The sequence below is a fragment of the Streptomyces sp. CNQ329 genome, assembly GCF_000482585.1.
The window spans coordinates 194,026-214,853 of sequence record NZ_AXVU01000005.1 but is presented as its reverse complement, the minus strand read 5'-3'; the positions used below and the strand labels follow the sequence as shown (position 1 = coordinate 214,853).

General features: G+C 73.4%; 20 protein-coding genes and 1 pseudogene. 7 read left to right on the top strand and 14 right to left on the bottom strand.

Annotated features, from left to right (window positions below):
- The first annotated feature begins 2 nt into the window (after positions 1 to 2).
- From I003_RS0104930 to msrB, 4 genes are all read left to right on the top strand, one after another.
- The gene (locus I003_RS0104930) at positions 3 to 770 is read left to right on the top strand and encodes a dihydrofolate reductase family protein (RefSeq protein WP_027770494.1); all 768 of its coding nucleotides are present in this window, start codon (positions 3 to 5) and stop codon (positions 768 to 770) included.
- 105 nt (positions 771 to 875) lie between these two features.
- Positions 876 to 1,343, top strand: a complete 468-nt coding sequence (locus tag I003_RS0104925; RefSeq protein WP_027770493.1) for a hypothetical protein — start codon at positions 876 to 878, stop codon at positions 1,341 to 1,343.
- Positions 1,344 to 1,457: 114 nt separating this feature from the next.
- Positions 1,458 to 2,867 (top strand): UDP-N-acetylmuramate--L-alanine ligase, encoded by a 1,410-nt coding sequence (gene murC / locus I003_RS0104920; protein ID WP_027770492.1) that lies wholly within the window; start codon positions 1,458 to 1,460, stop codon positions 2,865 to 2,867.
- A gap of 1 nt (position 2,868) precedes the next feature.
- Positions 2,869 to 3,285, top strand: coding sequence for a peptide-methionine (R)-S-oxide reductase MsrB (msrB, locus tag I003_RS0104915; protein ID WP_027770491.1), 417 nt, complete (start codon positions 2,869 to 2,871; stop codon positions 3,283 to 3,285).
- A gap of 64 nt (positions 3,286 to 3,349) precedes the next feature.
- Here the strand turns inward: msrB and I003_RS0104910 are convergent, their stop codons facing one another.
- The 8 genes from I003_RS0104910 to I003_RS0104875 are packed head-to-tail and all read right to left on the bottom strand — an operon-like array spanning position 3,350 to position 12,512.
- Positions 3,350 to 4,531: a hypothetical protein gene (locus I003_RS0104910; protein WP_027770490.1), complete on the bottom strand. Its 1,182-nt coding sequence runs from the start codon at positions 4,529 to 4,531 to the stop codon at positions 3,350 to 3,352.
- 20 nt (positions 4,532 to 4,551) lie between these two features.
- The gene (locus I003_RS0104905) at positions 4,552 to 5,580 is read right to left on the bottom strand and encodes a 2-hydroxyacid dehydrogenase (RefSeq protein ID WP_027770489.1); all 1,029 of its coding nucleotides are present in this window, start codon (positions 5,578 to 5,580) and stop codon (positions 4,552 to 4,554) included.
- Complete coding sequence (locus tag I003_RS0104900) at positions 5,577 to 6,242, bottom strand: histidine phosphatase family protein (protein WP_027770488.1); 666 nt, start codon at positions 6,240 to 6,242, stop codon at positions 5,577 to 5,579. Before I003_RS0104900 ends, I003_RS0104905 begins: the two co-directional genes overlap by 4 nt.
- Positions 6,239 to 7,771 carry an FGGY family carbohydrate kinase gene (locus tag I003_RS0104895; protein ID WP_027770487.1) on the bottom strand — a complete coding sequence of 511 codons (1,533 nt, stop codon included), beginning with the start codon at positions 7,769 to 7,771 and terminating at the stop codon, positions 6,239 to 6,241. The genes I003_RS0104900 and I003_RS0104895 overlap by 4 nt, the downstream gene beginning before the upstream one ends.
- Positions 7,768 to 9,300 carry an FGGY-family carbohydrate kinase gene (locus I003_RS0104890; protein WP_027770486.1) on the bottom strand — a complete coding sequence of 511 codons (1,533 nt, stop codon included), beginning with the start codon at positions 9,298 to 9,300 and terminating at the stop codon, positions 7,768 to 7,770. The genes I003_RS0104895 and I003_RS0104890 overlap by 4 nt, the downstream gene beginning before the upstream one ends.
- A gap of 4 nt (positions 9,301 to 9,304) precedes the next feature.
- Entirely contained in the window at positions 9,305 to 10,555 is a 1,251-nt protein-coding gene (locus tag I003_RS0104885) for an ABC transporter permease subunit (RefSeq protein ID WP_027770485.1), read from the bottom strand.
- A complete protein-coding gene (locus I003_RS0104880; protein ID WP_027770484.1) occupies positions 10,552 to 11,388 on the bottom strand; it encodes an ATP-binding cassette domain-containing protein in 837 nt (278 codons plus the stop codon). The genes I003_RS0104885 and I003_RS0104880 overlap by 4 nt, the downstream gene beginning before the upstream one ends.
- A gap of 47 nt (positions 11,389 to 11,435) precedes the next feature.
- A complete protein-coding gene (locus tag I003_RS0104875) occupies positions 11,436 to 12,512 on the bottom strand; it encodes an ABC transporter substrate-binding protein (RefSeq protein ID WP_027770483.1) in 1,077 nt (358 codons plus the stop codon).
- A gap of 357 nt (positions 12,513 to 12,869) precedes the next feature.
- On the opposite strand from I003_RS0104875, the gene I003_RS0104870 reads away from it, so the two are divergent.
- Positions 12,870 to 13,646, top strand: coding sequence for a DeoR/GlpR family DNA-binding transcription regulator (locus I003_RS0104870; protein WP_027770482.1), 777 nt, complete (start codon positions 12,870 to 12,872; stop codon positions 13,644 to 13,646).
- Between the two features lie 54 nt (positions 13,647 to 13,700).
- Here the strand turns inward: I003_RS0104870 and I003_RS0104865 are convergent, their stop codons facing one another.
- From I003_RS0104865 to I003_RS0104855, 3 genes are all read right to left on the bottom strand, one after another.
- On the bottom strand, positions 13,701 to 14,210 hold the full coding sequence (locus I003_RS0104865; protein WP_027770481.1) for a DUF5709 domain-containing protein: 510 nt from the start codon (positions 14,208 to 14,210) through the stop codon (positions 13,701 to 13,703).
- Between the two features lie 221 nt (positions 14,211 to 14,431).
- A complete protein-coding gene (locus tag I003_RS0104860) occupies positions 14,432 to 15,628 on the bottom strand; it encodes a globin domain-containing protein (RefSeq protein ID WP_486584088.1) in 1,197 nt (398 codons plus the stop codon).
- Positions 15,629 to 15,743: 115 nt separating this feature from the next.
- A complete protein-coding gene (locus I003_RS0104855; RefSeq protein ID WP_037720114.1) occupies positions 15,744 to 16,199 on the bottom strand; it encodes a GNAT family N-acetyltransferase in 456 nt (151 codons plus the stop codon).
- Positions 16,200 to 16,664: 465 nt separating this feature from the next.
- Between I003_RS0104855 and prcB the strand changes: the two are divergent.
- A pseudogene (gene prcB / locus I003_RS34495) lies at positions 16,665 to 17,483 on the top strand (proteasome subunit beta); the annotation flags it as partial.
- Positions 17,484 to 17,622: 139 nt separating this feature from the next.
- Here prcB and I003_RS0104840 read toward each other — a convergent pair.
- From I003_RS0104840 to I003_RS0104830, 3 genes are all read right to left on the bottom strand, one after another.
- Positions 17,623 to 18,597, bottom strand: a complete 975-nt coding sequence (locus I003_RS0104840; protein ID WP_037720064.1) for an aminoglycoside phosphotransferase family protein — start codon at positions 18,595 to 18,597, stop codon at positions 17,623 to 17,625.
- Positions 18,598 to 18,689: 92 nt separating this feature from the next.
- Positions 18,690 to 18,914 (bottom strand): DUF397 domain-containing protein, encoded by a 225-nt coding sequence (locus tag I003_RS0104835; protein ID WP_027770477.1) that lies wholly within the window; start codon positions 18,912 to 18,914, stop codon positions 18,690 to 18,692.
- Positions 18,915 to 19,207: 293 nt separating this feature from the next.
- Positions 19,208 to 19,969: a trypsin-like serine protease gene (locus tag I003_RS0104830; protein WP_027770476.1), complete on the bottom strand. Its 762-nt coding sequence runs from the start codon at positions 19,967 to 19,969 to the stop codon at positions 19,208 to 19,210.
- A 212-nt stretch (positions 19,970 to 20,181) separates the two neighbouring features.
- Here I003_RS0104830 and I003_RS0104825 point away from each other — a divergent pair, with 212 nt between their 5' ends.
- Complete coding sequence (locus I003_RS0104825) at positions 20,182 to 20,772, top strand: 3'-5' exonuclease (RefSeq protein ID WP_027770475.1); 591 nt, start codon at positions 20,182 to 20,184, stop codon at positions 20,770 to 20,772.
- The last annotated feature ends 56 nt before the right edge of the window (positions 20,773 to 20,828 follow it).

The following is a 20,828-nucleotide window of genomic DNA, read 5'->3' as shown; positions in this document are numbered from 1 at the left end:
TTATGCGTCGCCTGCTCCCCGTCACCGCAGATCCGTCCGCGCTCGCCGACCGCGAGTGGTCCCTGGACGAGCTGGCGGGCGTCTATGCCTACCCCCCGGGGGACGGCGTGTGGCTCCGGGCCAACATGGTCGCCTCCGTCGACGGCGCCGCGTCCTTCCAGGGGCGCTCGCAGCCGCTGTCGTCCCCGGCGGACATGCGCCTCTTCGGCGTGCTGCGTGCGCTGACGGATGTGGTGATCGTGGGCGCAGAAACGGTACGCCTGGAGCGGTACCGGCCCACCCGCGCCCGGGACGCTTTCGCTGCCCGCAGAGCCGCGGCGGGCCAGGCCCCCGCACCGCCCGTCGCGGTGCTCTCCGCCTCGCTCGACCTGGACTTCTCGCTGCCCCTGTTCACCGAGCCGGCCGTGCCGACGCTGCTGCTCACGGGCGCTCGGGCGGCAGCGGAGCGGGTGGCGGCGGCCCGGGCGGCGGGGGTACAGGTCATCGTGGCGGGGGAGGGCCGGGGAGCCGACCCGGCGGCGGCGGTCGCCGCGCTCGCGGAGCGCGGTCACCGGCGGCTGCTCACGGAGGGCGGGCCCTCGGTGCTGGAGGGCTTCGCCCGGGCGGGGGTGCTCGACGAGCTGTGCCTGACCCTGGCGCCCCGGGTGGCGCTGGGGGCCGCGCCCCGGATCATGCACGGCACCGCCCCGCTGGCGGAGCCGCTCAGCCTCGGCCTGGAGTCGATCATGGAGGAGGCCGGCTTTCTGTTCACGCGTTACCGTCGGTACTGACAATCTGCGGAATCTCAAGTTCCGCTTAGACGTGCTGGGGCAGACTACGTCGCAGGATCGTTTCTGACGTGGTCTGTGTGCCTGCGCGGAAGAAGGGCGTTCATCGTGTTCACCACCGTCCTGATGATCGAGAAGCCGCTCGCACCCGTGGATGTGGAGATGGTCACCACCCTCCACGGCCAGGAGCCCGTCAGCTTCGTCGTGCTGCTGCAACCCCGCGGAGACCAGGGAGTGCTCCTGCGGGCGCTCGACGACGTCGCCCTCGGAGAGCTGGAGGACGCGGTCCGCGAGACGGACGAGCCGGAGGGGCACGAGGCGCTGCCCACCGCCAAGCTGGCGCTGGAGCACTCATTGAAGGCGCTGCGCGAGCAGGGCGCCGAGGCGGTCGGGGAGATCGTCGACCGGCATCCGCTGGACGTGCTGCAGTCCGTCGTGGAGCAGACGCACGCCGACGAGGTCATCGTGCTCACCGCGCCGCATCTGGTGGAGGAGTTCTTCCACCGCGACTGGGCGTCCCGGGCACGGCACAAGGTCGGCGTGCCGGTGCTGAAGCTCTTCGCGCACGGCCGCTGAGGCGGCGTCGGCACGGGGGCGGGGCCGCGGCCCCGCCCCCGTGGCCCGGACCCGGAATGTCGGCGCGGGGTGCGAGAATCGTCGCGTCCCACCCGAGCCCAAGGAGCGCACCACATGACCCCGGGGATCCCGCCCACGCTGGAGAGTCCGCACTTCGTCGGCATCGGCGGCGCCGGCATGTCGGGCATCGCGAAGATCCTCGCCCAGCGCGGCGCCGCCGTCGCCGGCAGCGACGCACGCGAGTCCGGCACCGTCGCCGCGCTCCGCGAGCTGGGGGTCGTCGTGCATCTCGGCCACGCCGCCGGGCACCTGGACCCCGGCGCCACCGCCGTCGTCGTCTCCTCCGCCATCCGTGAGGACAACCCCGAGCTGGCCGCCGCCCGCGAGCGCGGCCTGCCCGTGGTGCACCGTTCCGACGCGCTCGCCGCCGTCATGGACGGGCTGCGCCCGGTCGCCGTCGCCGGCACCCACGGCAAGACGACGACGACCTCGATGCTCGCCGTCGCCCTGCGCACCCTCGGCCGCGACCCGTCGTACGCCATCGGCGGCGACATCGACGCCCCCGGCTCCAACGCCCACCACGGCACCGGCGACCTCTTCGTCGCCGAGGCGGACGAGAGCGACCGCAGCTTCCACAAGTACGCGCCCGAGGTCGCCATCGTCCTCAACGTGGAGCTGGACCACCACGCCAACTACGCCTCGCTGGAGGAGATCTACGCCTCCTTCGAGACCTTCGCCGACCGCATCGTCCCCGGCGGCACGCTCGTCGTCTCCGCCGACCACCCCGGTGCCCGCGAGCTGACCCGCCGGCTGGCCGGCGGCCGGGTGCGCACCGTCACCTACGGCGAGTCACCCGACGCCGACGCGCGCGTGCTCTCCGTCACCCCTCGCGGCCTGGCCAGCGAGGTCACCGTGGTGCTCGACGGCGCGAAGCACACCTTCGGCGTCTCCGTCCCCGGCCGCCACTACGCCCACAACGCCGTCGCCGCCCTGGCCGCCGGCGCCGCGGCCGGCGTGCCCGCCGCGGAGCTGGCGCCGGCGCTCGCGTCCTTCACCGGCGTCGGCCGGCGGCTGCAGTCGAAGGGCACGGCCGCGGGCGTCCGGGTCGTGGACACCTACGCGCACCACCCCACGGAGATGAGTGCCGACCTGGAGGCCGTACGGGCCGCGGCCGACGACGGCCACGGCGGGCGCTCCGGCCGCATCCTCGTCGTCTTCCAGCCGCACCTGTTCTCGCGCACCCGCGAGCTGGGCGCCGAGATGGGCCAGGCACTCGCCCTCGCGGACGCCTCCGTCGTGCTCGGCATCTATCCGGCGCGCGAGGACCCCATCCCGGGCGTGACCAGCGACATCATCATCGACGCGGCCCGTGCCCGGGGCGCCGACGTCACCCCCGCGCCCGACATGGCCGCCGTCCCGGGGCTGGTCGCAGGAATGGCGAAGCCGGGTGATCTCGTTCTCACCATGGGGGCAGGGGACGTCACCGAGCTGGGCGACCGGATCCTGTCCCGACTGGAGGGCTGAGATGACATACGAGGTCGACAAGCCGGACGAGCAGTGGCGCGCGGAGCTGTCGCCCGAGGAGTACCGCGTCCTGCGGCAGGCGGGCACCGAGCCCGCCTTCACCGGCGAGTACACCGACACCAAGACCGAGGGCGTCTACGAGTGCCGCGCCTGCGGGGCCGAGCTGTTCCGCTCCACGGAGAAGTTCGAGAGCCACTGCGGGTGGCCGAGCTTCTACGACCCGGCGCAGAGCGAGGCCGTCGAGCTGATCGAGGACCGCTCGCTGGGCATGGTCCGTACCGAGGTGCGCTGCGCGCGCTGCGGCTCCCACCTGGGCCATGTCTTCACCGGTGAGGGCTACCCGACGCCGACCGACCAGCGCTACTGCATCAACTCCGTCTCCCTGCGGCTCCTGCCCGCCGACGGGCAGGACCGCTAACGGCCGGAGCCCCCCGGGCCCGCCCCCGATACACGCGGGCCCGGGAGGTGCGGGAGCGCCCCCGTCAGTCCTCGACGCGCTCGAACGGCGTCGGGGTCTCGCCCGTCCAGCGGTAGAGGTAGACCTCGCCCTCCTGCTTCTTCACCCCGTCCTCGGTCACGGCCCGGCCCTCGGCGACGTAGTAGCGGCCGTCGCCCAGCGCGTCGATGCCGTAGTTGCCGTGGAACTCCCAGCCGCGCACGCCCGTCGCCGGGTCGTTCAGGCCCGCGTCGCGCAGCGTCAGCAGCTTGCCCTGCTCCGGCTCGGCCTGGCCCCTGATCTCGCCGCGCACCGGCTTCTTCGAGCCGTCGACGGTGAAGAACGAGTAGTTCGGGAAGCCCTCCTTCACGCCGTCGTAGACCGCCATGATCCAGTTGCGGGTGTGCGGGTCGTACTGCAGGTTCTGCACGCCGTAGGTGGTGTTGCCGGTGTACGCGAAGTACTTGCCGTCCGTCCGCTTCGGCCCGCTGCGGTGCGGGTCGGCCTGCGACAGGGGCCGCTCGTAACGGCGCCAGTCGCGCACGTCGTACTCCAGGACCACCTGGTGGTCGTTGTCCGTGCGCTCGGTATGGGAGTACACCCCGTACGCGACCATCAGCTTCTGCGCCCCGCCGCGCTTGCCGAACTCCGGGCCGAAGGAGACGCCGTCGATGCCGGAGCAGCCGTAGCGGTGGTCGGGGGTGTTCGCGGTGTCGCCGTCGAAGACGCCGTCGCCGTTCATGTCGGCGGTGAAGTCCTCGACGACCTCCTCCAGGTGCACGGCGGTCATCACGCCGTCGGTCTCGGCGTTCATGCCGACCCGGTCGATCTTGTTCACGTCGAAGACGGCGATGTAGAACGCCTCCTCCGCCTTGTATTCGAGTGAGCCGTAGACGCGGCCGTCGCGGTCGTTCAGGTCGATGTCGCCGAGGTGGCCGGTGAGGCCCTCGACGGTACCGATGACGTTGCCGTCGAGATCGGTCTTGACCAGCATCTGCGTGAACGACCAGTAGACATGGCCGCGTTCGGTGTCGACGGTGACCCCCTGGACGTGGCTCGTCGGCCAGGCCCCGCCTTCGATGTGGGTGGGCAGCTCGGGCGGGAGGGGCTTCGCCACGGGGGCGGCGTCCGCGGCCGCGTGGCCTGCCGGGGCGGCGGTGAGGAGGAGGGCGGGGACGGCTATGCCGGCGACGACGGCCGCTGTGGCCGTACGGAACTTGCCGCGCATGCGGGTTCCTTTCCACGGGTTCATCTGGTGAGCACTTCCGGATTCGCGCAGTGGAGCGGTGGCCGGCCGGCCAGGTGGCGGCCGGCCTCGGCGGCGACCATGCCGGCCGCGTTGTGGGCGGTCTGGCGGCTGGCGCCGGCCAGGTGGGGGGTCATCACGACGCCCGGGGTACGGGGCAGTCGCGAGTCGGAGGGCAGCGGTTCGACGGGGAACACGTCGAACGCGGCACCGAAGAGCCGGCCTTCGTCGAGGGCGTCGCAGACCGCGTCGTAGTCGACGAGGGAGCCGCGGGCGCAGTTGACGAGAACGCCGCCGGCGGGCATGAGGCCGAGCAGCTCCCGGGAGATCAGTCCTTCGGTCTCCGGGGTGGCGCGGGCGTGCACCGTGACGAAGGCGGAACGATTCATCAGCTCGGGGAGGCCGACGAGTTCGTCCGGCGCGACGGCCGCCGCGTCGGCGAAGGGATCGGCGACGAGCACGCGGGCGCCGAAGCCGCGCACGATACGGGCCACGCGGGAGCCGATGGCGCCGTAGCCGACGATGCCGACCGTGCTGCCCTCCAGCTCCGGGCCGACGGCCTCGTAGCGGTAGTAGTCGCCGCGCCAGGTGCCGGCCGCCAGATCCGCGTGCACGGCGGGGACCCGGCGGGCGGCGGCGAGCATCAGGGCCACGGCGTGCTCGGCGGTGGCCGTGGCGTTGCGGCCGGGGGCGAAGGTCACGGCGACGCCGTGGCGGGTGGCGGCATCGAGGTTGGCGTTGACGGGGCCGCCGCGGCTGACGCAGAACAGCCGCAGGGCGGGGCTGGCCGCGAGGATCCGCTCGGTCAGCGGAGCCATCTGCGTCACGCAGACCTCCACCCCGTCCAGGGCCTCGATGAGCTGGTCCTCCGTCCCCGACGCCTCGCGGACCTCGGCCACCGGGCCGAAGGGCTCGACGGGCCAGGGCAGGGTCAGCTCGCGGAACGCGGCGTCGGGGGCGACCGGGCGCAGCCGGTCGAGAAGCAGGTCGTTGCGGACGAAGTGGTCGCCGGCGGCGAGGATGGTGGTCACGCGGGCACTCCGGGGGTCACGGGACGGTTCAGCGTCAGCAGCGAGGGGGTGCCGTCGCTGAGGACCAGCTCGTTGAGGGCGCAGTTGGCCAGGTGCGGAAAGCGGCGGCGGTAGTCGCGCAGCGGCAGGTCGAGCAGCCGGCACAGGGTGAGCCGGATGGCGGTGGAGTGGGCGACGACGAGTATCCGGGCGGCGCCCTTCCCGCCGCTGCCGCCCCCCTCGCCGCGCTCCCCGCCGTCGTGCTCCGCGCGCAGGCCGGTGAGGAAGTCGACGTACCGCTCGACGACCCCGGCCGGATCCTCCCCGCCGGGAAAGTGGCTGGCCACGGGGTCGGCCTCGAAGGACGCCACCGCCTCCGGCATCCGCTCGCGCATCTCGGCGCGGGTCAGCCCTTCGGCGACGCCGAAGTCCAGCTCGCGCAGCCGCGGGTCGAGGTGCAGCGGCAGTCCGGCGCGCGCCGCGCTCGCGGCCGCCGTCTGCCGGCAGCGCAGCATCGGGGAGGACCACACGGCCGTGAGGCCCGCCTGCGCCGCCCAGTCGGCGAGGGCGGCGGCCTGGTCGCGGCCGTGGTCGGTGAGGTCGATGTCGGTGGCGCCGGCGTAGCGGTTCTCGCCGTGCCAGACACTCTCCCCGTGCCGGACGAAGATGACGTTGAGGCTCAAGACGCGGTCCTTTCTCGTGCGTGGGCCGCGACGACCTCGGGCAGCCAGCCGCGCCGGGCCAGCAGGTCGACGAGCCGGACGTAGCCCTCGTCGTGGGCGGATCGGTACGTGTCGCGGGGCTCCACGGTGCGGTCGGCCCGGACCATCGCGGCGGCGGCGCGGTCCAGGGCGCCGCCCGCGCCGGGACCGCCTCCCTCGCCGCCGCTGCCGCCTTCGGCGAGGGCGGCGGCGGCCAGCACGGCCATGCCGAGCGCCGGCTGCGCGTTGCGCGGAAGCGTCACCGGGCGGCGCAGGACGTCGGCGCGGAGCTGGTTCCACACCGGGTTGCGGGTCGCGCCGCCGGTGAGGACGACGGCCCCGGTGGCGGGCGCCCCGAGCAGGTCTGCGTAGTCGAAGCAGAGCCGCTCGGCGTACGCGGCCCCCTGCAGCAGCGCCGCGAAGTCCTCGGCGGGGCCCGTGGCCCGACGGCTGCGGAACGCCGTGGCGGCGGGGGCGACGAACGGGAAGCGCTCCCCGGGCGAGACCAGCGGATAACGCAGCAGCCCGGTGGGCAGCAGCTCCGCCGCCTCGGCCGTCAGCCGGTCCAGGTCGGCGCCGGCGAACTCCCGCGCCACCAGCCCGGCCCCGACGCTGGACGCGCCGCCGGGCAGCCAGGTACCGGCGGGCGAGCGGTGCGAGTACAAGACGCCCGCCGGGTCGCGGACCAGTTCGGCGGTCACGCCCTTGAGCACCAGCGTGGTGCCCATGACGGAGTTCCAGCTCCCCACCGCGGTCGCACCGGAGCCCAGTTGGGCCGCGCAGCCGTCGGTCATACCGGCGACCACGGGGGTGCCCGCGACCAGGCCGGTCTCCTCGGCCGCCGCGGCCGAGACCTCGCCGAGCACGGTGCCGGGCGGCACCAGCCCCGGCAGCACCTCCACGGGGATGCCGAGGTCGGCGAAGACCTTCCCGGGCCAGGCCACCGCGGCGGCGTCGGCGCCGGTCTTGAGCGCGTTGCTGGTGTCGGCCGGTACGTCGTGGCCGACGAGCCGGCGGTTGACCACGTCGTTCTGGTGGGCCAGCCGCCACCCGTCCGCCGCGGCCCGCGGATGCCGGTCGAGCAGCCAGAGCAGCTTCGGCAGCCCCCAGGAGCGCTGCATCCGCCGGTAGCCGGCCCGGGTCCACCGGGCCTCGCCGGCCTCGTTGGCCTTCTCGGCCTCGGCGGCCGCGCGCCCGTCGTCGTACATGAGGGCGGGGGTGACGGCGTGCCCGCGCCGGTCGGTCAGGGTGACGGTGCCGGAGGTGGCGTCGACGGCCACGGCCCGGATCCGGCGCGGGTCGGCGCCCGCGGCGCGGGCCTGCCCGACGGCGGCGCAGACCGCGCGCCACCACTCGTCCGGGTTCTGCTCGTGGCGTTCGCCGCGCCGGTCGCTGGTCAGCGGGGCGGTTCCCGTGCCGAGCAGGTGCCCCGCGGAGTCGGCGGCCACCGCGCGGACGCCCTGGGTGCCCAGGTCGATGCCGAGCCAGGCGTCCGGAGCCGGGTCGGTCATGCGCCGGCTCCACCGGAGTGCGCGGTCCCGTTGCCGTCCGCCGTACGCTCGCGGCCCAGCGCCCACACCGGCCGGTGCAGCTCGCGCAGCTCCAGGAACTCGGCGTACCGGCCGTCGGCGGCGCGGGCGTGGTCCGGTTCGTACGCCGCGGCGATCCGCACCTGGTGGGCCGCCGCGGTCGCGAAGTCCGGCTCCCGGCCGGTGGCGACCGCACCGGTCAGCCACGCGCCTCGGGCGCCGATCTCGGTGTCGGCGGGGATCGCCACGGGCACGCCCGTGACATCGGAGATCAGCCGCGTCCAGAACCGGCTGCGGGTGCCGCCGCCGCTGAGAGTCAGCAGGCCGGGCTCGGCGGGGGAGGCGGCGAGGCAGTCGCGGATCGCCAGGGCGACCCCCTCCACCACGGCGCGCGCCACGTCCTCCCGGCCGCTGTCCAGTGACAGGCCGGTCAGGGAGCCGCGGGCGGCCGGGTCGAAGAACGGCGCGCGTTCCCCGGCCGGGGAGAGGTACGGCATGAACCGCACCCCCGCGGTGTCCTCGGCGCCGCGCTCGGCCAGTTCCATCAGCTCGGCGGCCGACGACAGCCCGAGGAGTCTGGCGCCCCAGTCGAGCATGTCGCCGCCGCTCATGGTGGGGAAGGCGCGCAGGTAGTGGCCGGGGACGCCGAGGGGCACGGTGATGCCGACGGGGTCGCCGCCGGCGGGCGGTGCGTCGGTGACGATCTCGGTGGAGAGCGTGGTGCCCAGGATGGTGCACGCGCGGCCCGCGCTGACCGCGCCGGAGCCGATCGCGGTGGCGCAGATGTCGTACGGCGCGAGCACCACGGGGATGCCCTCCGGCAGCCCGGTCTCGGCGCCGGCGGCGGCGTCGAGCGCGGTGACGCGGTGGTCGTCGTCGCGCAGCGGCGGCAGCAGGTCGCGGGCCCACTCCACCCCGTACAGCTCGAACAGCCGGTCCGACCAGGTGCGCCCGGCGATGTCCAGGAACGGCGCCGCGGCCTCCGACTCGTCGACGGCCGGCTGTCGAGTGAGCTGGTAGAAGAGCCAGCCGCCGCAGGTCAGCAGGTGCCGGGAGCGGGCGACGCGGTCCGGGTCGTGCGCGCGCAGCCACGCCAGTACGGCGTTCGGCATGCCCGTGGACAGCCGCGAGCCGCAGATGCGGAACGCCTCGTCCACGGTCCCGTCCCGCTCCCAGTCGCCGACGATCCCGGCGGCGCGGCCGTCGTTCCAGAGCACCGCGGGACCCGTGGGCCGCCCGGCGCCGTCGATCAGCCAGGCCCCGTCGCCCTGCCCGGTCACCGCGACGAACGCGGGCGGCGCGGGCAGCGCCGCGACCACCTCCCGTACGGCGGAGGCCACCGCGTCCCACACGTCGGTCATGTCCTGCTCGGCCCAGCCCGGCCGGGGCCGCGTCACCCGGGTCGGCCGCCGGCCGACCGTCAGTTCCGCGCCGTCCGGGCCGTAGCCGACGACCTTGACGACGGTGGTGCCGGCATCGATCGCGATCGCGGTCGCGTCCTCGTGCGCCATGCCGTCAGCCCCTTCCGTGTGCCTGCCGCGACCGGCGGGCCGCGGAGTCGAGGGCGACGGCGACGAGCAGCACCAGGCCCGTGATGATGAAGCGGTACGAGGAGTCGAGGTTGAGCAGCGTCAGACCGCTGGAGATCGACTGGATGACCAGCACTCCGAGCAGCGCGGCGAACGCCGAGCCGCGGCCCCCGAAGAGGCTGGTGCCGCCGATGACCGCGGCGGCGATGGCGTTGAGGTTGACGTCCGCGGTGCCGGTGGACTGGTTCGCCGCGGCCAGCCGCGCCGCCGCGAGCACGCCGCCGGTCGCCGCCAGCGCGGAGCACATCACGAACGCGGAGGTGTAGACGGCGCGGACGTCGATGCCGGCCCGGCGGGCCGCCTCCGCGTTGCCGCCGACCGCGTAGAGGGAGCGGCCGAACTTCGTCTTGGTGAGGACGTAGTGCACCATCAGCACCAGGCTGACGAAGAGCATGAACATCCAGGGGACGCCGCGGGTGCGGTTGAGGTAGAAGACCGTGAACAGCAGCCCCGCGGCCAGCAGTCCCGCCTGCAGCCCGAGCCACTGCATCGACGCCGACGACAGCCCGGCGCGGCGCCGGCTGCGGGCCCGTACCCAGCCCACGGCGAGGAAGCCGCCGGCCGCCGCGACCGCGAAGACGTAGGCGAGCGCCTCGGGGACGAACCACACCTGCGCGAACTTCACCAGCGGTGAGTCGAACGGGATGTTGATCGCGTTCTGGTCGCGCAGCAGCCACAACTGCACGCCCAGGAAGGCCAGCAGCCCGCCCAGCGTGACGACGAAGCTGGGCACGCCGAAGCGGTTCAGTATCTGGCCGTAGAGCCAGCCGATCACACAGCCGCCGGCGATCGCGACGGCGAGGGCCAGCACCAGCGGCTGCTCGTGCTTGACCATGACGACGGCGGTGGCCGCGGCCGAGACGCCGCTGACCGAGCCGACGGACAGATCGATCTGGCCGACGAGCAGCACGCAGACGATGCCCAGCGCGATGACGCCGAGCGGCACCATCTCGAAGGCCAGGTTCACCAGGTTGGTGCTGGACAGGAAGGTCTGGTTGAGCGCCTGGAAGATCGTCCAGATGACCACGATGCCGGCGACGACGGGCAGCATGCCCAGGTCGCCGTCGCGGGTGCGGCGGACGGCGGCGCGCACGCTGTCGCCGATGCCCTGGGGCGTCGTCAGCCGCTCGTCCTGCAGGTCGGCGGTCTTGCCCAGCGGAGTGTCCAGGGATGTCACGGCAGTTCCTTCTCCTTCCGCGGGGCCGCGTCCGTCCGCGGTTCGCCGGCCGCGGCTCTCCGGGCGGCGCGCTGCGCGACCACGTTGTCCACCGCGCCGGTGATCGCGGCGACGACCTGCTCCGAGGTGACGGTGCGGGCGTCGAAGACGCCGTTGTTGCGGCCGAGGCGGAGCACCGCCACCCGGTCGGCGACGGCGCGTACGTCGTCCATGTTGTGGCTGATCATGACGACCCCGAGGCCGTTGCTCTTCAGCCGCTCGATCAGGTTCAGCACCTCGGCGGTCTGCGCCACGCCGAGCGCGGCGGTCGGCTCGTCGAGGAGGATCACCTCGGGCTTGCCCAGCAGCGCCCGGGTGATCGCCACCGTCTGCCGCTGGCCGCCGGAGAGGGCGGCCACCGGCACGTCCAGGGTGGGGATACGGGCCGACAGCTCGCGCAGCAGCTCCCAGGAGCGGGTCTCCATGGTGACGTCGTCCAGCATCCAGGGCCGCAGCTCCTGGCCGAGGAAGAGGTTCGCCTTGACGTCGAGGTTCTCGCACAGCGCCAGGTCCTGGAAGACGGTGGCGATGCCGATGGCCTGCGCGTCGGCCGGGGAGCCGAGCGAGACCTCCCGGTCGTGGAAGGCGATGGTGCCCCCGTCGGGGGTGTAGACCCCCGACAGGATCTTCACCAGCGTGGACTTGCCGGCGCCGTTGTCCCCGACGACGGCCACCACCTCGCCGGCGGCCACGTCGAGGTCGATGCCGGTGAGCGCGGCGACGGCGCCGAAGTGCTTGCTGACGCCGCGCAGGGACAGCACGCTGGGCGCGGCCGGGGCGGCGGGGGCTGTCATCGTGACCCGTTTCCTTTCGTTTCGCCGGTGGGCAGGGTGCGTACGGGCTAGCCGATCCCGAGGCTCTTGCAGTCCTTCGCGTACGTGCGGGTGCAGACGTCCTCGGTCTTCAGCACGCCGTCGGGGCCGAAGATGACCTCCTTGAGGTTCTCCTGCGTGACGACGGTGGGCTGGAAGAGCTGGGACGGCGTGTCGAAGAGCCGGGTGTCGGCCTTGGGCTTCTCGCCCTCCACGAAGTCGTAGGTGACCTCGGCGGCGGCCTCGGCGACGGTCTTGATGGGCTTGGAGATGGTGTTGAACTGATCGCCCGCGATGATCCGCTGAACGGCCGCAAGCTCGGCGTCGTTGCCGGTCACCGGCGGGACCTGGGCCTCGGCGGCCTTGAACGCGGCGATCGAACCGCCGCCGGTGCCGTCATTGGCGGCGACCACGCCGGCGATGCGGCCGGAGTACTGTGAGATCTGGCCGCTCACCCACTGCTGGGCCTTCTCCGGGGACCAGTCGGGGGTGTCGTATTCGGCGAGCAGCTTGTAGCCGCTGTCGTCGACGGCCTTGTGGATGCCCTTCTTGATCAGCCCGGCGGCGGCGTCCGTCGGCGAGCCGTTGACCTGGAGGATGCCGCCCTCGGCGGACTCCTTGTCGAGGTGGTCGACGAGGGACTGGCCGATGGACTCACCGATCGCCTCGTTGTCGAACGAGACGTAGAAGTCGGCGGCCTTGGTGGGGATCGGCCGGTCGTACGCGATGACCTTGACGCCCTGCGACTGCGCGGTCTGCACGATGGTCGCCGCGGACTCGGAGTCGACCGGGTCCAGGACGATGACCTTGGCGCCCTGCGCCAGGGCGGAGTTGGCCTGCTGCTGCTGGAGGGCGGCGTCGCTGTCGGCGTTCTGGTAGATGACCTTGCACTCGTCGCAGAGTTCGGCCATGCGCTTCTTGAACAGCGGGGCGTCGTACTGCTCGTAACGCGTGGAGGCCAGGTCGGGCATCAGGAACGCGACCTTGCCGGCCCCGGTGCCGCCGCCTTCGCCGTCGCCGCCCGAACTGCCGGGCTCCTCGGCGCAGGCCGTCAGTGCGCCGGTGGCGAGGATGCCGGCGAGAGCAAAACTGGCGAGTCGTCTCATGTCCACTCCTTGCTCGTGTCCTTGCTCATGGGCGCGGGGGGCGCCGGCGCCGGGGGCGCGCTGGATGCGTGGAAGGCGACGCACACGAAACTCGGATGTTTCATTCATGTCAACGGGCCTCAGAAAATGAACAATCAACCCTCGTGACGCACCCCTTTGAGTGTTCGCTCCCTCCGGGGTGGTTAACATCGACACGATGACCGACGCGGTGGGGGGCCATGACACTGCAGGCAGTCGCGTCGCCATCCGCCGTGTACGTCGCCCCGAGCGGCGCGTGGCGTCCGGATAGGGGAATGTTCACTTCACAGAAAGAGAACAGGTGCTTTCATGGGGGCAGAGACCCGGCAGCCGGCCGACATGAGCGGTCGAAAGCCGCGAGAGCGGAGAGACCGCATCAAAGGCCGTGTTGTGGACGAAGGCTTCGTCCGCATCGAGCAGTTGGCCGACGAACTCGGCGTGACCCCCATGACCATCCGCCGGGACCTCGACCACCTGCAGAGCAGAGGCTGGCTCCGCAAGGTCCGGGGCGGCGCCACCGCCCAGCCCTCGACCGCCTTCCACGGCGACGTACGCCACCGCACCCAGGCGATGACGGCCGAGAAGAACGCCTTGGCCCGCGCCGCGCTGCCGCTGGTCAAGTCCGGCCAGTCGATCATCATCGACGACAGCACCACGGCCCTGGCCCTGACCCGGCTGCTCACCCAGCAGGCGCCGCTGACCGTCATCACCAACTTCGTCCCGGTCACCCAGGTCCTCGCCGGCAGCCCCGGCATCGAGCTGATCTCCCTCGGCGGCACGTACTACCCCGCCTACGACGCCTTCCTCGGCCTGCGCACGGTCGACGCGGTGACCAGCCTGTACGCCGACACCCTCTTCGCCTCCACGACGGCGATCACCCGCGGCCACTGTTACCACCAGTCGCAGGAGACGGTGGCGGTCAAACGCGCCCTGATGGAGGCGTGCGCCCGCAGGATCCTCCTGGTCGACCACACCAAGTTCCGCCGCCGGGGCCTGTACCAGCTCGCCCCGGTGACGGCCTTCGACCTGGTCATCGTCGACTCGGGCATCCCGCCGGCGGACCTGGACGCCCTGCAGGCGGACGGGGTGGAGGTGCTGGTCACCCACCCGGAGTGAGAGGGCGCCGGGGGGCACGGCGGGCGCGGGAGGCGGGGCGGACGGGTCCCGCTCTCAGGGGATGTCGTCCGGAGGGCGGGGTTCGTCCTCGTCGACGATGTGGACGGCCGCTTCCTCCGCGGAGGCCGCGGCGCCGTTGATGCCCGCGTCGGAGGCGACCATGTCCTTCTCCTCGTCCTCGTGGGCGCCCTCGTCCGGGGCGATGAGGCGGCCCGCGCGGTAGTCGCCGACCTCGTCGTCGATCAGCTCGCCGTCGGTGTCGGTGACGTCGCCCAGGTCGTCGTCGTCGAGGACGGGCGGATCGGGGATCTCCTCGGCCAGGCGTTCGTCCAGGGACTCGCCGCGGCGCTGCTCGGCGGGGGTGACGCCGGTGCGGTTGACGGCGCGGGGTTTCTCGGGCGGGGAGTAGCCCTCGTCCAGGGGGTCGACGGGGCCGTCGAGGGTGTCCTCGGGCGGCAGCAGCTTCTCGTCGTCCTGAGACCACTCGCCGGGGGCGCCGGAGGCGTACGGCTGGTAGACCTCGTCGCCCGCGGCGCTGTCCTCGTCGCCGTCGCTGCCCGTCACACGCGCCTCCCGTGGAGAAGTTCCCGCTGGGGTCATCCTCGGCGGGGCGGGGGGCCGGGGACACCTGGGTGGGGCGATCGGGTGGTGGCGACCGGGTGAGGGGGGGCGGGGACCTGGTGCTGCGGGGCGGGGGTGCCGGAGCCGGCCACCGGGCGGGCCCGGGCCGCCGCCGGCCTTGGCAGTGGCGAACTCGCACATGCCGTCGGACTACCCGCGTGCCCTCACCGTTCCGCCGGATTGATCCATTGCGGCTGCGACGGGTTCAGGAACCACGACGAGTGCCCCGGCTCCCGTCCCCCGCGCTCCGGCGGCGGTACGTGGTCGAACGCGATCTGCGCCGGGGGCGTTCCGTACGCCTGCACCAGCCCTCGTACGTCCGTGATGAACTGCGCCGGGCCCGCCAGGTACACCCGGTGCTTCGGCCAGTCCCTGTGCGCCGACAGCGCCGCCTCCAGACGGCGCGCGGTCGCGCCCTGGCGTTCCGTGCGCTCCGGCATGATCACCGTGACGTCCACCCACGAGTGGTGCTTGCGCAGCGCCTCGACGGCCTCGGGGTCGTAGAGGTGCGCGGGGCTGCGCGTCACCAGGAACAGCCGGGCCGTGGTCGGCGTCCAGCGGCGGACCATCTCCTCCAGCAGCGCGCGTACCGGTGCCCAGCCGGTGCCCGCCGCGATGAAGGTCACCGGCTGGCCTCCGCGCTTCGGGAGGACCGCCGTGCCCGCCGGGGCGCCCAGGCGCAGGCTGTCACCCGGGGCTGTCCTGTCCACTAAGAGCGGGCTGAGCAGGCCGCCGTCGACCCGGCTGACGTGCAGGTCGATGGTGCGGTCGGCGCGCGGGGCGCAGCCGATGGAGTACGGGCGCCACACCCGCGGCACCTGCGGTGAGGAGACGCTGACGAACTGCCCGGCGCCGTACGGCAGCGTCCGGTCCGGGAGCAGGGTGAGGACCGTGACGCCCGGGGCGGCCCGGTGGCGGGCGACGACGCGGCAGTCCCACCAGCGCGGCGCCTGCTGCTTCTCCGCCTCCTCGCTGCCGCTGATCATCGCCTCGGAGAGAATCTTGTACGCGCCGAGCCACGCCTGCTCCGTCTCCTCGTCCCAGGTGTTCGGCAGACCGAAGCGGAGCGCGGCGATCAGGCTCTCGCCGACCGCCGCGTAGTGCTCGGGGCGGGCGTCGAACTTGCGGTGGTCGCGCCCCAGCGTCGCCAGATAGCGGGGCAGGTCCGGGTCGTCGAGGCGCTGCACGACGAGGGTGAGGGCGGCGAAGAGGCGGTCGCGCTGCTCGGACATGTCCGCGGGGAACAGCTCGCGGACCCCGGGATTGCGGGCAAACAGATGCGAATAGAAGTACTTGGCGACATGATCAGCTCTACGTTCAACTCGGGCAAAACTCGCCCGGATTCGCTCGTTTGCATCCACGCATAGGCACGGTACTGACCCATGGGTCACTTCTTCAACACGGCCCTCGAACAAGTTTCCCAAGTCGCCACCGAATGTCTGTTCCGCCCGGGGCACAGCAAGTGGAACGAGCCTGTCAGAACCGGATCTCCAGCACCCGCCCCGGCCACACCGGCCGCCCGGGGCGCTCCACCGCGAAAGTCCCGCTCGGGGTGAATCCCAGCCGCTCGTACTGCCGTACCAGCGCCCCGTCCCCGCCTCCGAAGCAGTCCACCCGCAGCAGCCCCACCCCGCGCCGCGCCGCCTGCGCCCGCGCGTCCGCCACCAGAGCCGTACCCACCCCGGAGCCGCGCAGCGCCCGGTCCGTCACCAGCAGCCGGACGTACACCTCCGGCTCCCCGGCGGCCGGTACGAACTCCTGCGGCTCGTCCGCGAGTACACACACTCCCGCGACACCGCCCTCCGGCCTCTCCGCCACCCGCACCAGAAAGGCGTCCGCGTACTCCTTCATCTGGGCCACCCGCTCCGGCAGCCCGGAGAACGGCTCCGTGCCCCACTGATCGGTCCGCCCCTGCTCCGCCAGCCACGCCACCGCCCCGTCGAGCAGCGCGAGCATGGCGGGGACGTCTGCCGGGCCTCCGGTGCGTATCTTCATACGCGGAATCTAACCCGGGCCCCGCACCTCGCGCCGACGGCGATTCCGCGGCCCGCTCCGGGCCCCGCACCGGCCGCAGCTCCGCGAGGTTCTCCCGCGTCACCTTCCACAGCGCCCGCTGCCGGTCCAGCACGTCCGCCATCGCCGCACCGTGGCCGTTCAGCCCCGCCTCCGCCCGTTCGCTCGCCCGGCGCCTGCTCCGGCCATGCGGCAGAGGGGAGATGAACACCGCGCGAGGTCGGGTCGCGTGCGCGGACCGCCGCGCACGGCACGTCCGTTGGGGGTACGGGTAGGGTCGGACGGTGCCTGACCGGTACGCGCCCGGGAGCGGCGCGGGCCGGGGGGTGAACGGTCGTGAGGCGCACGGCCGTACGGACCGGACAGTCGACGAAGGGAACCGCCGTGGAGCAACTGCCGCCCGAATTCCTCACCCCCGGCTCGTCCTCTTTCGTGGACTTCCTCGCCGCCCACGCCCCCGAACAGCTCCCCGCCTCCCGCGGACTCCCCGGCGCCGGCTCCGCCGCGATCGACATCCCCCACGGCACCACCATCGTCGCCGCCTCCTACGCCGACGGCGCCCTCCTCGCCGCCGACCGCCGCGTCACCCTGGGCAACGGCATGATCGCGCACCGGGACTTCGACAAGATCTTCCCGGCGGACGAGTTCTCCGCCGTCGGCATCGCCGGCTCCACCGGGATGGCCGAGGAGATGGTCCGCCTGCTGCGCCTGGAGCTGGAGCACTACGAGAAGATCGAGACCGTTCCGCTCTCCCTGGCGGGCAAGGCCAACCGCCTCGGCACCCTCATCCGCGACAACCTCGGTCCCGCCATGCAGGGCCTCGCCGTCGTGCCGCTCTTCGCCGGGTACGACCCGCGCAGCGGGGCCGCGCGGATCTACTCGTACGACATCACCGGCGGGCGCGCGGAGGAGAAGGGCTTCGGGGGCACGGGCTCCGGGTCGGTGTACGCGCGCGGCGCGCTGAAGAAGCTGTACCGCGAGGGCATGGGCGAGGACGACGCCGTGACGATGGCCGTGCAGGCGCTCTACGACGCGGCCGAGGACGACAGCGCCACGGGTGGCCCCGACGCCACCCGCCGTATCTACCCGCTCGTCTACACCGTTACCGCCGAGGGCTGCCGGCGGCTCGACGACGCCCGGGTCTCGGAGTTGTCGCTGGCCGTGCTGGAGGGGCGCCGCAGCCGCCCGGACGGGCCGAACGCACCAACTGGCGTAGGGCGTTTCGGCCAAGCCGCCGCGGGCCACGTCACCGCAGGCCAAGCCGCGGCGGGCGCACGGTCCCGGGCCGGCGCCGCGAGGCGTCGTTCCGGGCCGCGCGCGCCGGTCCGTACCGCCTGCGTCCTTACACCCCCGCCACCTTCGCCAGCAGCCTCGCCTCGTCCAGCGCCCCCGCGCCGCCCGCGACCTGACCGTGCTCCGCGTTCCACAGCGCCGTCTCCACCCGCCGGGCCACCGCCCAGGCCGCCAGCCGCCCGGCGTCCTCGCCCAACTCGTCGGCGAGCAGCGCCAGCCGGGCGGCGACCGTGCGCGGCGGGTCGGCGGTGCCGAAGGGGTCGTCGATCTGCTCCAGCAGCGGGAAGGGGTCGTAGCCCGGGTCGCCGGTCATCGGCTTGGCGTCGATGGCGAGCCACGGGCGGCGGCCCGCGGCCAGGACGTTGCCGGGGTTGAAGTCGCCGTGGACGACCACCTCGCGCCCGGCTCCGCCCGGCAGTTCGCGCAGCAACCGGGCGCCGAGGGCGACGAGCCCCGCGTCGTATCCGGGGCGCAGCCGCTCCATCCGCTCTTCCACGAGGTCGGCCCACTCGGCGCACACGTCCGCGACCCGTTCCAGTCCGCAGTCCCGCGGCACCGGAGCGCTCCACAGTTCGCGCAGCACCTCCGCGCCGAGCCTCAGCCGGTGCTCGGCGCCCAGATCTCCGGCCGCGCCGAGTTCGGTGCCCGGCTTGCAGCGTTCCAGGAGCAGCGCGTAGTGCTCGGGATCGTGGGCGATCAAGCGTACGGCGCCGCGGCCGTCCCAGATCCGCAGGCCCTCCGCCTCGCCGGCGGCCTCGCGGTGCGGCCAGGTCACCTTGAACACCGCGTCCCTGCCGTCCGGCAGTCGCGCCGGCGCCACCCACGAGCAGCTTCCGCCGCTGAACGGTGCACCGAACCGCAGCGACCAGCGCGCACGCAACGTCTCCACCAGGTCCGGCAACTCCGCCAGCCACGCGCGTCCGGAGGCGTGTGCGCGCATCTCGCCGAGGACGGGGAGGCCGGGCGGGAAGAGGGCCGGCGGGAGGTCGCGGGGGAGGCCGGGGGCGTGCGCAGGGTCGCTCATCGTACGCACGCTACCTGCCGGGCACCGGGCCGCACGCGACCGGCCGCCGTCCGGGCCCGCACGCTGCCCCGCGGGCGTGCGGCGCCGGCGCGCTACGCCTCGAAGTCTCCCGACTTGACGCCGTCGACGAACGCCTCCCAGGCCGCCGCGGTGAAGACCAGGGCCGGGCCGTGCGGATTCTTGCTGTCGCGCACCGGGACCAAGGTGGCGTGGTAGCCGTCGGCGACCTCCAGGCATGCGGTCACCGTGGAGTCGCTGTAACTGGTCTTGCGCCACCGGGCGTCACTCAGGTCGAACCGGTCGTTCCATGCGGTCATGCGCCCAGTCTTTCGTCCGCGACCCGAAAGCCGCAAGAGATCACCGGTGGGACATAGCGGCACCCCGCCGCGGGCACGGTGCCCGCGGCGGAGCCCGGCGAAGCGGGGAGGCCGGGGAGGCCGGGGAGGCCGGGGAGGAAGTGGCCGTTCCCGCCCGTGCGTCCGCCCACCCGCTCGCGCGCAGTCAGGCGGGGCGGGCGGGCGGAGAGCGGACGGATGCGCCCGGTCCGGGCGTGCCGGTGAACGGGCCGGGGGCATCCGCCCGGCTTCAGGTGCCGTGCGGCGCGGGGGCCTCAGACACCGGCGATGGACTGGATCCAGGAGCGGTACCGCGTCACGTTCGTGTACGCGGTGGTGGTCTGCCGGTCACTGGTGGACGCGACGCCGACCTGCACGCCGTTGGCCATCATCGGACCGCCGGAGTCGCCGCCGGCCGTGATGCCGTCGCCGCGCCGGGCGCAGATGGCGTCGCCGCCGTAGGCGTCGCTGCAGCCGCCGGTCACGGTGACGTTGGCGACCTTCAGGTACTGCGACTGGCAGTTGATCTCGGAGCCGCACTGTGAGGTGGCGCCCCAGCCGTAGACCTGCACGTTCTGGCCGACCGTCACCGAGCCGGGCTCGCCGAGCGTGGCGTACGTGGTGGAGACGGACCGGTCGATCCGGACGAGCGCAAGGTCGGAGGAGTGGGTGTAGGTCTGCACGCCGTTGGCGAGGGTGCCGCCGCTGGTCTGGTCGAGGCTGCCGATACGGAAGGAGAGCCCGCCGCCGCTGACGCAGTGCTTGGCGGTGAGGATCCAGGTGGGGGCGATGATCGACGCGCTGCACGTCTGCTGGCCGTTGGAGAACAGCCGCGCGGCCCAGGGGCCGCTCTGGGCGTAGCCGCCGCCGATGATCTTCGTGGACGGCGGTCCGTCGGGCGTACGGGCCTGGGCGGCCGCGGGGACGCCGGTGGCGCCGCGGGCGGACGTGTGGTCCGCGGCAACTGCCGTTCCGCCGAGGGTGAGGGCGGCGAGCAGAGCGGCGACGAGCGTGGGGAGTGATCTGGTTATTCGCAAGGTTCCTCGTTTCCGATCGCACACGGGCACGGGTCGGCCCGCGTGGAGGGCCAGGGAAGTACCAGCCATCAGGATTCCCGAAGGCGGGGGTGCGCGGTAATCACAACTTCCCATAACGCGTCGCGATGGCAGCCGCACCGAAGCGCTCCGCGGCGTGCGGCCCGCGGAAAACGCCGCGCGGCGGGCGGACGGCGCGTGCTTGGCTGGTGCGCATGACCACGCAGCTCCTCGACCGCGTTCTCGTCGTCGACGTCGAAGCCACCTGCTGGGAGGGCGCGCCGCCCGCCGGGATGAGCCCGGAGATCATCGAGATCGGGCTCTGCGAACTGGACGTGCCGACCGCGGAGCGGATCTCGCGGCGCTCGGTGCTGGTGCGGCCCGACCACTCCGAGGTGAGCGACTTCTGCACCCGGCTGACGACCCTCACTCCCGAACAGGTCGCAGACGGCGTGCCGTTCGCCGAGGCGTGCGCGCTGCTGCGGCGCGAGTACGGCGCGCGCCAGCGCGTCTGGGTGAGCTGGGGGGACTACGACCGGCGGCAGTTCGAGCGGCAGTGCGCGGCGCGGGGCGTCGCGTACCCGTTCGGCAGGCGGCACGTGAACGCCAAGACGCTCTACGCACTCGCCCACGGGCTCGGCCGCGAACAGGGGATGGCCGAGGCGCTGGCGCACGCCGGGCGGGAGCTGGAGGGCACCCACCACCGGGGCGTGGACGACGCGTGGAACATCGCCGGGCTGCTCGCGGGGATCCTGCGGGACGTACGGACGGCGACGGACGAAGCCCCGCCCGGGGGCGGGGCGTAGCGCCGCGCGGGGGGCCTCGGGCGGGTCGTCCGCAGCTCGTTCGGGGGCAACTGACG

Coding starts and splice junctions, on each gene's coding strand:
- I003_RS0104930 (WP_027770494.1), top strand. CDS start 3: ATGCGTCGCCTGCTCCCCGTCACCGCAGATCCGTCCGCGCTCGCCGAC.
- murC (WP_027770492.1), top strand. CDS start 1,458: ATGACCCCGGGGATCCCGCCCACGCTGGAGAGTCCGCACTTCGTCGGC.
- msrB (WP_027770491.1), top strand. CDS start 2,869: ATGACATACGAGGTCGACAAGCCGGACGAGCAGTGGCGCGCGGAGCTG.
- I003_RS0104910 (WP_027770490.1), bottom strand. CDS start 4,531: ATGCGCGGCAAGTTCCGTACGGCCACAGCGGCCGTCGTCGCCGGCATA.
- I003_RS0104895 (WP_027770487.1), bottom strand. CDS start 7,771: ATGACCGACCCGGCTCCGGACGCCTGGCTCGGCATCGACCTGGGCACC.
- I003_RS0104890 (WP_027770486.1), bottom strand. CDS start 9,300: ATGGCGCACGAGGACGCGACCGCGATCGCGATCGATGCCGGCACCACC.
- I003_RS0104880 (WP_027770484.1), bottom strand. CDS start 11,388: ATGACAGCCCCCGCCGCCCCGGCCGCGCCCAGCGTGCTGTCCCTGCGC.
- I003_RS0104875 (WP_027770483.1), bottom strand. CDS start 12,512: ATGAGACGACTCGCCAGTTTTGCTCTCGCCGGCATCCTCGCCACCGGC.
- I003_RS0104870 (WP_027770482.1), top strand. CDS start 12,870: ATGAGCGGTCGAAAGCCGCGAGAGCGGAGAGACCGCATCAAAGGCCGT.
- I003_RS0104840 (WP_037720064.1), bottom strand. CDS start 18,597: ATGAGCGACCCTGCGCACGCCCCCGGCCTCCCCCGCGACCTCCCGCCG.
- I003_RS0104835 (WP_027770477.1), bottom strand. CDS start 18,914: ATGACCGCATGGAACGACCGGTTCGACCTGAGTGACGCCCGGTGGCGC.
- I003_RS0104825 (WP_027770475.1), top strand. CDS start 20,182: ATGACCACGCAGCTCCTCGACCGCGTTCTCGTCGTCGACGTCGAAGCC.